The 11,381-nt window shown below is 67.8% G+C and carries 10 protein-coding genes; 6 read left to right on the top strand and 4 right to left on the bottom strand.

The window, feature by feature from the left end; translation table 11 throughout:
- Positions 1 to 263: 263 nt before the first annotated feature.
- A complete protein-coding gene (locus ACTMSW_RS17450; protein ID WP_441181657.1) occupies positions 264 to 1,193 on the bottom strand; it encodes a DUF4365 domain-containing protein in 930 nt (309 codons plus the stop codon).
- Positions 1,194 to 1,985: 792 nt separating this feature from the next.
- Here ACTMSW_RS17450 and ACTMSW_RS17445 point away from each other — a divergent pair.
- Positions 1,986 to 2,618 (top strand): HNH endonuclease, encoded by a 633-nt coding sequence (locus tag ACTMSW_RS17445; protein WP_441181656.1) that lies wholly within the window; start codon positions 1,986 to 1,988, stop codon positions 2,616 to 2,618.
- 60 nt (positions 2,619 to 2,678) lie between these two features.
- Positions 2,679 to 3,383: a terminase gpP N-terminus-related DNA-binding protein gene (locus ACTMSW_RS17440; protein ID WP_441181777.1), complete on the top strand. Its 705-nt coding sequence runs from the start codon at positions 2,679 to 2,681 to the stop codon at positions 3,381 to 3,383.
- A gap of 847 nt (positions 3,384 to 4,230) precedes the next feature.
- On the opposite strand, the gene ACTMSW_RS17435 is transcribed toward ACTMSW_RS17440, so the two are convergent.
- The 3 genes from ACTMSW_RS17435 to ACTMSW_RS17425 all read right to left on the bottom strand — a co-directional run bounded on the left by ACTMSW_RS17435 (position 4,231) and on the right by ACTMSW_RS17425 (position 6,275).
- On the bottom strand, positions 4,231 to 5,298 hold the full coding sequence (locus ACTMSW_RS17435; protein WP_441181655.1) for a hypothetical protein: 1,068 nt from the start codon (positions 5,296 to 5,298) through the stop codon (positions 4,231 to 4,233).
- The gene (locus ACTMSW_RS17430; RefSeq protein ID WP_441181654.1) at positions 5,295 to 5,903 is read right to left on the bottom strand and encodes an RNA polymerase sigma factor; all 609 of its coding nucleotides are present in this window, start codon (positions 5,901 to 5,903) and stop codon (positions 5,295 to 5,297) included. Before ACTMSW_RS17430 ends, ACTMSW_RS17435 begins: the two co-directional genes overlap by 4 nt.
- A 132-nt stretch (positions 5,904 to 6,035) precedes the next feature.
- Entirely contained in the window at positions 6,036 to 6,275 is a 240-nt protein-coding gene (locus ACTMSW_RS17425; protein ID WP_441181653.1) for a hypothetical protein, read from the bottom strand.
- A 498-nt stretch (positions 6,276 to 6,773) separates the two neighbouring features.
- Here ACTMSW_RS17425 and ssd point away from each other — a divergent pair, with 498 nt between their 5' ends.
- From ssd to ACTMSW_RS17405, 4 genes are read left to right on the top strand one after another with little or no spacing between them, the layout of a single operon-like run.
- A complete protein-coding gene (ssd, locus tag ACTMSW_RS17420; RefSeq protein ID WP_441181652.1) occupies positions 6,774 to 7,874 on the top strand; it encodes a septum site-determining protein Ssd in 1,101 nt (366 codons plus the stop codon).
- Positions 7,871 to 9,082 (top strand): TadA family conjugal transfer-associated ATPase, encoded by a 1,212-nt coding sequence (locus ACTMSW_RS17415; protein ID WP_441181651.1) that lies wholly within the window; start codon positions 7,871 to 7,873, stop codon positions 9,080 to 9,082. The genes ssd and ACTMSW_RS17415 overlap by 4 nt, the downstream gene beginning before the upstream one ends.
- Positions 9,046 to 10,515, top strand: a complete 1,470-nt coding sequence (locus ACTMSW_RS17410) for a hypothetical protein (protein WP_441181650.1) — start codon at positions 9,046 to 9,048, stop codon at positions 10,513 to 10,515. The genes ACTMSW_RS17415 and ACTMSW_RS17410 overlap by 37 nt, the downstream gene beginning before the upstream one ends.
- The gene (locus tag ACTMSW_RS17405) at positions 10,515 to 11,327 is read left to right on the top strand and encodes a type II secretion system F family protein (protein ID WP_441181649.1); all 813 of its coding nucleotides are present in this window, start codon (positions 10,515 to 10,517) and stop codon (positions 11,325 to 11,327) included. The genes ACTMSW_RS17410 and ACTMSW_RS17405 overlap by 1 nt, the downstream gene beginning before the upstream one ends.
- The last annotated feature ends 54 nt before the right edge of the window (positions 11,328 to 11,381 follow it).

Raw genomic sequence — 11,381 nt, 5'->3', positions numbered from 1 at the left:
CCTGGCACCCTCCACCGAGTTGGCGATGCGTCAGCCGACAGCGTGAGTAGCCAATCGAGCAGCCAAGCCGGCGAGCAACAACGGACGATCCCGGACGCGGGCGTCAACCATCACACCAAGAACAGAGGTAGGAGCAGCGATAGGCGGCCGACTCGTAATGCGCAGGTCGGCGGTGCGATTCCGGCAGGCGGCTCCACACGGAGGCCCAAGTAACTGGCTTGATCGCCGGCTATGACTTGGACCTTCTGGTCATCGTCGGTGATTCATTCCCCGGCCTCAGTCAAGCGTGAGAAGTCTTCCTTGAACTTTTCGATTAGTTCGAGACGTCGGGAAGCGCCCCAGCCGAAGTCCATTCTGACAAACCGTTCTTGGGCCACCGAGATGAGCAAATCGGGTGACCAAACCTCCCATCGGTCTTCAAGCGAGTGGAGGTATCGCACTAACTCCCGCCCGCGAGATGTCAGCTTGCCCAGGACTTGGCCGGTAAGATTAAGTCGCTCGCCGACTTCATCAAACCAGGCGTAGTCTAACCGTGCGAGATCGAGTGCAATCATCAATTCAATATACCGTCTCAAAAAAAGATGATCGCTGGGGCCAATGCCGTAGACTGGCAAGTTATACTCAAGCAGCTCTACGTAAACCTCCATCCCGAAGTAGAGTGCGTATCCGCCTTCTGTTAGGCCGTTTACAAAGAGGTCAAAGAACGAGACATGGTCGGTCGAAGGGGACTTCTCGTTAAGCATTCTCCTGCATAGATCAGCTGGGGGTATGCCACTAGCAGGAAGTGGCCCGTCCGACGAAAAGATGCCGAGGAAGGTTCGCTCAGTCAGCTTGCGGTGTAGTGGTATGCGGATGGGATCCGCCCTCTCCAGCGAGATCTCGCGCCGCGCGTCGGCCCAGTATATGTTGCGGCTTTCTGGGTCAAAGATGATGAGAATGACGGGCAGTGGGTAATTGGACCAGTACTCTTTGTGCTTTGCTGAGCAGTAATACTGGAGGGTGCTGCTGTTTGTGCGCATATAGGAGGTTCCCGATTTAATCTGCACGGCGACAGTGCGTCCAGTAGCATTGCCGTCAGGATCCACATACTCTACGTGGCCGTCAATGCCGACGTCGCGCATGGGAGTTTCCCGCCATAGGCAGCGAGTTCTGTTCGCTAGGGCCGCGAATGCCAATACGCCCTCCCGCTCCACGAAGGACGACGCTGGCACGCTTGGCCCCACGGGCTCCTCCTCTTGGTGCGTGAGACGCAGTTATGAGCACGGTAGTACGACCAGCCTCCTAACGACAGGCGTGGACCCTGAGACCAGCCGGGCCGGACAGCGGCACGCTGGGAAGGGCTGGCATGGACGAACTCCGAGCGTGTCGCCGTTCCAGGCCGTGTGCGCGGACGCGGTACACAGAGCCTGTAACGAGGTGTCAGGCAGCAGCGACGCAGCGAGAAGTCAGCGCGAGCTCTGGTCTCGGCCGGTTCCGAACGTCAATCGGCGACGGCCGCCACCTACCCGCCGACGCGGGCCGCTGTCGGTCGGCAGCAGCCGACAGCTTGGGTCCGCACCTCCCGGCCGGAGTCAAAATACGAATGCTTGGACGGGCCGACGCGACCTGACATCAGCGGTTGACATCAACGTTGGCGGCCGAGGCCGGACGAGTGTGGACGGGTGCCGCCCAGGAGCCGGGGCCCATGGCCGTCAGCGGACGCCGTGACTTTGCCGAAAACGCCCTACAAGGGAGACGTCACGGGAGGCAGCTGCTCGTAGCCACCAGCGTCCGCACAAGGCTTCAAGGTAGCGCCTGGCGTGGCGGCCCGGCGGTTGGCCGCTGCGCAGGGTGCGGGTCGTGGGTAGACGGGATAGCGGGACTCGCGCTCTTGAGGCAAGGTGTCCTCAGCAAATGCCTCGGCGGGTCGGCGGCCTACCCATGCGATCCCCTGCGGCAGCAAGCGACTGTTCTGCCGCAGCCAAGTAGTTGAGGAGCGTGGTCGAGTGCCCACTTGGGAAGAGGACATCGTTTCAGCCCTAACCAAGTTGGGCGGTACGGGAACTTACGCAGAAATCTACGACGCGGTGGAGTCGCTTCGAGCTGATCTGCCCTCTTCTTGGAAGGACATCATTCGGCGGCAGATTCAGGACCGCTCATCAGACTCAGCGGGGTTTAAGCGCGTCGCCGACCTCTTTTTCTCTGTAGAGGGTCTTGGTCGGGGCGTTTGGGGTCTACGCCAGCTCGTCCAACCGACGCCAATCGCGGCCGATTTGCCAGAGGGGAACACGAATCCCGAGCGGGCTTGGCAGACGACGTACCGAATCCTGCGGGACACGGCCGTAGCGCGACAGCTCAAACTGCTTCATCGGGACGCCTGCCAGCTCTGCGGCAAGGTCTTGCAGATTTCTCCTACTAAAACCTACTCAGAGGCTCACCACATTATTCCCCTCGGGGGACATCACGCCGGACCTGATACGGCCTCAAATGTGATTGTGCTGTGTCCGAACCATCATGCCCTCTGCGATATGGGGGCGATCGCTCTGCGGTGGCAGGAAATCCGCATGGCCGAGGGGCATGAAATCTCTGAGGAGAGCTTGAAGTACCACAACGAACAAATCTTCGGACGAATCTTTTGATCGAGCGGCCGACGCAATCCATCTTTAGCCTGATAGTCGGAGGGAGTCTAGTTGTTCCAGGTGGATCTTCAGGACAGCGTGGACCGGCTAGCCCGCTCGCTGGAAGTGCCCAAGCGTTTGCTCAGCCTCCATCCTCGCCAGCCAGGTAACGCCGGAAACTATTCGGCCTTGCCGCCGGCGGTGGTTCTTGGGGTGATATCGGCGTTCGAGGGATTTGTTGAGGACTTCATGGCCACAGCCCTCTATCTCCGTGGTTATGGTATGGGCCAGATTGCCAAGCGCGTGTCGATGAATAACCCGACGGTATCCGAATTTCAGAAACGGTCTGAAAGCGAATTTCCTGGGATTGCGTCGAGGTTGATGAAGGTTCCTCCGTTGCAGGTGTGGAACATTCCGTCCGTCAGTGGTCGCCCAGTCACCGAAACGATCGCTTGGAAAGAAGTGTGCAAGCGAGGCGATGGGTGGATGGAAGTCCGACATTGCCTAACTCACGGCCTTGCATCCGGCTGGCGTAGCGAGGTATGGCCAGGCCCCTTGAAAGGCAGTATGACGGCCAGCAGCGTGCTTCGTGCAATGCCGGGCGGCAAACACTCAATCGGGCTCACAGGTGCGATTTCGTGTGCACGAATCTACCTTTTTGGAGCAGAGCGAATCGCAACCGCGGTGGCTACGGAACTCGATAGGGGGTTGGTGTGGGGGATTCCCGATTTCCCCGTTAAGGCTGCAGCCCGGCAGGGACTTGAAAGCAAGGGTCCAAAGCCTTAACTGGATCTCTGATCAGCCAGCGGATAGGTCGCTGCCTGGGCTACGGACGTTCCACAATTCGTGCTCGCTGAAACTCCTACGCCCCCACTCGCGGCGCACTGGATGCTGCGGCGACTCCTCGTGCGGGGGATCTGTGTCTACCGTCTCGACCAGGTCCTCGGTGGGCTTGACTCGGGCGGGCAGCTCACCGAACCTGACGTGCCGCAGGCGGGCGAACTCCTCGTCCACTGACCGTTCGGTGGGCCGTCGAATCCTCATCCATCGGCCGGCCTGCATCGTGAAAATCCCTTGTCCCTCGCTGAACATTTTGGCGTTGGCGGCGACCTTTCGAGGTCGCGGGGTTGCCGCCCGGGCAGGAGGGGTGACCGTAGCCGGACGTCGGGGAAACGGCTGTCGATAGCAGCGCTGACAGCAACGCCGCTCGACCATCTTTCTGCCCTGCTCATGACCTCGGCTGGCTGAGGCTGAACGTTGGATCGCAGACCTCGAAAGCATGTGAGGACCGCGGCCGTCTCATTTCTCGTCTCGTTCGGCCGCGTTCAAGGTCATCCGGCCAGTCGCACACAGGGCCAGCCCTGCTGCTCTTACGGCTACAGGTCCCGGTGAACTCTGAACAGCAGACTTGGAAAGCGTGCCTAGCGCACGGCTGTCGACAGCAACGCCCGACAGCAACCGCGCCGGACGGCGGCGCACTGACGAGCGCTGGTACGGACGAAGCCCGGAGCGTGCAGCCGTTGCCGGACGTGTGCGGACGCGACGCGCAGAGCTTGTAAGCGAGAAATCGCCGTTGCAGAGAATGCTTCTGTCTGAGGGGTGGCCGACCCGTTTGCCAGGCCGGCCACGCCCGCTACATAAAATGCGTCATCAGGTACGAGCCAGGAGGAAGGGCGGGCTGTCTAAACGTTTGGCTTGAATTGCGAGCTGGCTCGTTCCTGCCTGTGGGAGAGGTATCTGTATTCAGGCACCTGGGATTGCCCTTTACTTCGATGGCGTCCGTTATTGAACTGCCGCCCAAGCTTTCGGCCCCAGTGGGGGGTAACAGTGCGTAGCGCACCACATTCATTACCTCTAGCGGGAGGTGAGCGCCACTACCTCGCGCATTAACCGTTTCGCGGTAATCTACCTCAAGCTGGTCCCTGGGATGGCAATGAGCGACCGCTCGCGTGGATTGCTCGTAAAGCACGCTTTCCAAGCGCAGGGCCGTATTCGCTCTTATGGTGGTTGAATGCTGGGACCTGCAGAACCGCAAGAGTTTCTTGAAAGCTTCCACGCTCTCCGATCGGTACAGCAGCGTGGCACCTCTTACGAAAGCATCCGTCCGCGTCGCGACGCACGCGTCGATGACTGCTTGGCTGGCAATGGAACTGAACCTATCAACGGCGCAAAGCTGCTCTAACACCTCATTGCGGATATTAGATGCCTGCCGAGCCGCAATATTTAGGCGCTGCTGCTCTTCCTTTGCATCGCCCAAAATTTTTTCGGCCTCTTGGTGGGCCTCTTCTAGAATTTTTTGGGCCTCTGCGCGGGCTTGGGCGATGGTATCAGCAGCGCGCCTAAGGGCGGCGTCCTGGTACTCTTCTGCTTCCTTGCGTGCCTGAGCGCGGATGGAAGCTGCTTCCCGCCGTGCAGTCATGGTGTACTGCGCCGTGGGCCAATTAGAGTTCCGCGCTTCCCGACTGAGCGGCACGATCGGAAGATTTCCCTGATTACCGAGGCTAGGGGTGCAGGTAACTTCCGAGGGAGTGGCCTTCTCGGCCGCTGCCCGCTTAAGCCACTCCCGACGCCTGGCAAGTTCGCCGTTTCCGAGTCGTGCGGCGACAAGCTTGTCGGCCAGTTCGCTGACTTCGTTCGCCAACTCCTCCAGGGACTCCGGCTTCGGGTCGGCCGGGTCCAGGTGGCCATCGTGGGTAGTCACCGGGTCTCCTTCCTCGTGCCCTGAGCGCCGAACTCGTTGTTCTCTCGCCGGAGCTCCCGCTCCAGCTCGACCTTGAGTCGGTCGCGAGCCAGCTGCAGCAGCTTGCGCACGTTGGCGGGCTTCTTGCCGAGCTTGGCGGCGATCTCGTTGGGGCTCAGGCCGTCATACTCATACGCCATCACCGCCCGCTGGTTGTGCGGGAGTTGCTTCAGGTGCTGGAGCACCCACTCCCGTTCCTCCCAGGCAGTCATCGAGGTGTCCTCGAAGCCGGCGGGGGTGAGATGGCCACCGCGGAGTGTGCGGGGCAGTCGCTCGGCCTCCCGCGTTCTGTTCTTCCGAATCCGGTTGATCAGTGCCGTTCGGGCGTATGCCAGCGGGTTCTCAACCGTCTGCGCGATCGTCTCCCATTTGCGGAGGAGCTCGATCATCACCTGGTTGACGACGTCCTCTGCCTCATGGATGTTGCGGACCTCGATGAGAGCGGTCTTCAGCAAGGAGGGGTAGGCGCTGTCGATGAACTCGTCGACGTCGCTGGCCACCGGCAGCGTCGCGTCGGCATGCGGCGCGGGTGCCGCCTGCGCCAAGCCCTTGTCCGCTCGGACCACGGGCGACCTCCCCATCTCTTCGTCGATGACTCCCGCTCTGGGAGGTAGGTCCACGGGAGCCCGGATCTGTGAAACGAATCTTCGAGATTTTTTGGGGCGGGCGGCACCCCACCGGGATGCCGCCCGTCTGGGCTATCGATGCACGATCACGGCCAAGCCGCCGATGATCACCGCCGCAGCCGCCGCGATCCCCGTGGCCGGGAGGCTGACGGTGGTCAGGTAGACCCCGCCGACTCCCGCCAGGACGCCGTTCGTCACCGCGAGCAGGCCCTTGGTGCCCAGCCGCCGGGCCGGCCTCCGGCGGGCCGGCCGCTGACGGGTTGCGCCAAGAACATCGGAGGCGGAACCGGTGTTCGCCACAATCCTGTCCAACTTAGACGATCTCCTCACGTGCCGGGAGCAGCCCTCGCTGCCCTCCCAGGAGATGTGGTCCGCGGGACAGGGCAAACGTGAAAGTCGCGATCGAGCGAGGCGTCAGGCAGCGAGGCAGCAAGAAGGCAGCGCGAGCGCTGATGCGGACCGACCCCGATCGTCAGCAGCCGACGCCCGGCACCTGCTCGTCGACGCAGGTCGTCACCTGCTGACAGCGGCCGACAACCTGAGGCCGCATCCCCCCGACGGGGGTCGTCCCTATCCCGGGCGAGATGCGCGGCCCGCCGCACAAGGGCCTCTTCCGCCGAAAACCGCCCACGAGCGGAACAGCCGGCCACCGCACCACGGCAGGCGGCCGGCCATAGCAGATCATCGGCCTTTTCGGCGGTTGTCCACAGGGAGCTCCGTTGTCCACAGGCGGCCCCGTTGGGCCGGTGAGCGGGACCGACGGCGACCAGTGTTGCGCCTCAGCAACCACGTCGACCGCTGGAGGCCGCGATGCCACCCCGTACCTCCGTCCCGCCGCCCCGGCGCCTGCCACTGATCGTCACCTCGGACGGCGACCTGCTCGACGACCTGCTGCGGCTCGCCGCGGCCGGGGGCGTCACGGCCGAGGTCGCCACCGACCCGGCCGCCGCCCGGTCCCGCTGGCAGTCCGCACCGCTGGTCCTGGTCGGCAGCGACCAGGCCCGATCCTGCCTCCGCGCCCGGCTGCCGCACCGGCCCCGGCTGGTGCTGGTCGGCCGTTCCGGGGATCTCGACCCGGGCTGGGAGATCGCCGAGCTGGTCGGCGCCGAGCACGTCGCCGTGCTGCCCGCCGCAGAACCGTGGCTCGTCGACCGCTTCGCGGAGTGCGGGGCGGACCCCCCGGGTGCCGGTGCCCGCCTCGTCGCGGTCCTGGGCGGGCGAGGCGGAGCAGGGGCGAGCGTTCTCGCGGGTGGCCTCGCCGTCACGGCCGCCCGGTCGCGGCTGCGGACACTCCTCGTCGACGCCGATCCGCTCGGCGGTGGCCTGGACCTGGTGCTCGGCTGGGAGCAGTTGGACGGCCTGCGCTGGCCCGCGCTGACCGATGCCGAGGGGCGCGTCGACGCGCCTGCCCTGGTCCGCGCGCTGCCCCGACGCGGTGACCTGGTGATGCTCTCGTGGGACCGGGGCGATCCGCTGCCACTGCCCGCAGAGGCGATGGCGGCCACCCTCGACGCGGCCCGGCGGGGGCGTGACTTCGTGGTCGTCGACTGTCCCCGTCGGCTCGACGACGCGGCGGTGACCGCGTTGCAGAGCGTGGACCGGACGCTCGTGGTCGTACCGGCCGAGCTGCGGGCGACCGCCGCGGCGGCGCGGGTGGTGGCCGCCGCCGCCCCGCACTGCGCGGACCTGTCGGTGGTCGTCCGCGGGCCCGCTCCGGGTCGACTCAAGGCCGCAGAGGTGGCGCGGGCGCTCGGCCTGCCGCTCGCCGGGACACTACGACCCGAACCGGCGCTGTGCCGGGGACTGGAACGCGGCGAGGCGCCCGCCGCCGACGGGCGAGGGCCGTTGGCCGCGCTCTGCCAACGGATCGTCGCGGAACTCGGCGGGACCACCACGGCGGGTGCGGCGTGACCGGCCCGAACGTCGGCGACTCCCTGGCCGCGCGGGTCCGACAGCGGATCGCCGCCGCTCCCGGGCCGGTCACCCAAGCCGCGATCGTCTCCGCCGTACGCGCCGAGCCGACCGCCGCCGTCCTCGGCGACACCACCGTCCTCCGGATGGCCGACGAGGTGCACGACCAGCTCGTCGGTGCCGGCCCGCTCGCACCTCTGCTGGCCGACCCGGAGGTGACCGACGTGCTGGTCAACGGTGTCCGCGTCTGGGTCGACCGAGGGCAGGGCCTGCACCAGGTCGCGGTGCCGGTCGGTTCCGTCGAAGACGTACGCCGGCTCGCGCAACGCCTCGCGGCCGCCGCCGGTCGACGGCTCGACGACGGCTCCCCGTACGCGGACGCCCGGCTGGCCGACGGCACCCGGCTGCACGCCGTACTGCCTCCGGTGGCCACCGATGGTCCGTACCTGTCCCTCCGGACGTTCCGGCAGCGGCCGTACACCCTGGACGAGCTCGTGCAACACGGCACCGTGCCCCGGCCGGTGGCGCCGGTGCTGGCCGCCGTGGTCGCCGCCCGGCTCGCGTACCTGGTGGTCGGCGGCACCGGTTCGGGCAAGACGACCCTGCTCAACACGCTGCTGGGCCTCGTGCCGTCGACGGAACGGATCGTGCTCGTCGAGGACGCCGCCGAGCTGCAACCACAGCACCCGCACGTGGTGGGCCTCCAGGCGCGTACGGCCAACGTGGAGGGTTCCGGCGCGGTCGGTCTGACGGACCTGGTCCGGCAGGCACTGCGGATGCGGCCCGACCGGCTCGTCGTCGGTGAGTGTCGGGGCGGGGAGGTGGTCGACCTCCTCGCGGCCCTGAACACCGGCCACGACGGTGGTGCGGGCACGCTGCACGCCAACACGCCGTCGGACGTACCGGCCCGGCTGGAGGCGCTGGGACTCCTCGGCGGTTTGCCCCGTGCGGCGTTGCACGCGCAGGTGGCCGCTGCTCTCCAGGTGGTGCTCCAGGTCCGGCGTGGTCCCCGCGGCCGAGTGCTGGAGTCGGTCTGTCTGCTCCTTCCGGAGGGCCCGGACCGCCTGGTCACCGCCGTTCCCGCCTGGGTACGCGGCACGGGTCCCGGCCCCGCCGCCCGTGCGCTCGGGGTCCTCCTGCGGGAGAGGGACGTGCCGGTACCTCCGATCCTGTGCACGCCGTGGCCCGGATCGGCTGGTCCCGCGTGATGGCCCCGGTCGCTCTTCTGGTGCTGGTGGCCGTGACCGCCCTGGTCGTCTGGCCGCTCGTGCGTCGGCTCCGCCCTGCCGCCCTGCCGCCGGGGAGCGCGCGAACCGGCGACGACCCGCTCGTCCAGTGGATCGCCGAGTTACGCCGCACCCCGGCCGGCGAGCCGGGTCGGATCCCGAGCGCCGAATTACGCCGGACCTCGGACGCCGAGCTGCGCCGGACCTCGGACGCCGAGCGTGGTCGGGTCCCGATCGCCGAATTACGCCGGACCTCGGCCGCCGAGCTGCGCCGGATCCCCGCCGCCGGGACGGCCCTGGCGCCGTCGGCGGGTCCGGACGGCGAGGTGGCGTCCCGACCCGACGACGCAGTCGTGCCGCCGGAGCCGGGGGACGGGTGTCGGTCTGCCGGCGCGGGCGACCTGGTGTCGTCGCTGGTGCCGATGTCCCCCGTGGCCGGCTCGGTTGACTCCGACACGCACCACGGTCCCGTCACCGGTCCGGTCGGTGTCATCGTCCCGGGTGGGAGCCGCCGGCCCGGGCGCGACCTCGACACCGGGGTGCGCTGGCCCTGGCCAGCCGGCCGCCCCGGCCCCTCACGACCCGCCGGCCCGACCGGACCGCCGCGTCGACACGACGGCCAGCGACCGCTCGGCCCGGCTGCTCCCGCCGGCCTGGCACGTCCGACCGATCGACGTCCTGATCGGGCGGGACACCCGTCGGTGCCGGTGTCGTCCACGTCGGATGATCCGGCACAGGCCACCCGGGATCGGGGCGCGCCCGTGGCCGCTTCCGGTCGTCGGTGGCGAATCCGCTGCGCAGACACGTGGCTCACCGGATCGCCCCGGCGCACCCTGGTGCTCGTCGGGCTGGGCGCACTGTCCGGGGGTGCGGCCCTGGGCGGACCGGTGGCGGCGGTGGCGGCTGCCATGTACGCCGTGCTGGGTGTTCGGGCGGTTCTCCGCAGCCGGTCCGGTCGACAGGCCGGTCGTCTCCGGCGACAGCAGCTCGACCGGCTCTGCGGCCTGGCCGCCGACCTGCGGGCCGGTCTGCCGGTGTCGGCGACGGACACCCCACCACCGTTCGCGGAAGCCGACCGGATCACGAGGCTGACGCGGGCCGCCGTCCAGCTTGCCGACCGTACGGGCGCACCACTGGCCGAGCTGGTCGAACGGATCGAGGCCGACGCGCGGTCGACGGACCGGGGGTGGGAAGCGGCGGCGGCCCAGGCGGCCGGTGCGCGAGCCACCGCGTGGCTGCTCGCGGCCCTGCCCCTCGGTGGCGTGGGCCTGGGGTACGGGATCGGGGTCGACCCCGTGGCGGTCCTCCTGCACACCCCGCTGGGCGGGGCTTCGGCGATCGTCGCGGTCGTCCTCCAGACCGCGGGGCTGTTCTGGACCGAGCGACTGACCGGCGCCGGACGAGGTGATCGCTGATGTCCGGAACGGCGTTCGTGTCCGTCGGCCTGCTCGGTGCGGCTCTGGTGGCGGCGATCACCGGTCTGCGCCGCCGCCCGGTCCGACGACTGCGCCGACTCACCGCCGCCCCCGGCGGGCCGGGGCGGATCCCGGCCGAGGCCCGTCCGCCGTCGGACGGGCGCTCCGAGGAGTTCGACACCGCCGCCGGCGCGTCGGCCGACACCGCGCCCGCGCGCCGACTCGACGCCATCCGGCTCGCTGCTCTGCTCGGTGGGCTGGCCGTCGCCGTGCTGGGTGGGGGCTGGTCCGGGCCGGTTGCCGCACTCCCGACGGCGATCGTGCTCGACCGGGTCCTGCGCAGGATCGAGTCACCGGCGGCGCGGAACCGGCGGCTGCGCGAGGCCGGAGACCTGCCCCTCGCCGCCGACCTGCTCGCCGCCGCTCTCCGGGCGGGTGCGCCCGTCGACCGTTCGGTGCAGGCGGTCGCCGACGCCCTCGACGGGCCGCTCGCCGAGCGGCTGGGTCGGGTCGGCCGCCTACTGGTGCTCGGGGCCGGCCCGGAGGAGGCCTGGTCCGCGCTCGACCCCGTACCCGGTGCGGAACGGCTCACCGCGGCCGTCCGACGATCCGCGAACAGCGGAGCGGCACTGGCCGGTGCGCTGGTGCGGGTCGCCGACGACCTGCGTGTCGACCGGTCGACCGCCGCCGAGGCGACGGCCCGTCGCGCGGGTGTGCTCATCGTGCTGCCGCTGGGGCTCTGTTTCCTGCCGGCCTTCATTCTCGCCGGCCTGGTGCCGGTGATCGTCGCCGTCCTCGGCGACGTGCTCTGACCCACCGAGAAAGGACACGTACGTGCGCAGACTCATCGCCCGTTTACGCGGGGA

Source organism: Micromonospora sp. BQ11 (assembly GCF_052068135.1).
Taxonomy (GTDB): Bacteria; Actinomycetota; Actinomycetes; order Mycobacteriales; family Micromonosporaceae; genus Micromonospora.
The sequence above is the reverse complement of the archived record's forward strand: the minus strand, read 5'-3'. Positions and strand labels throughout refer to the sequence as shown.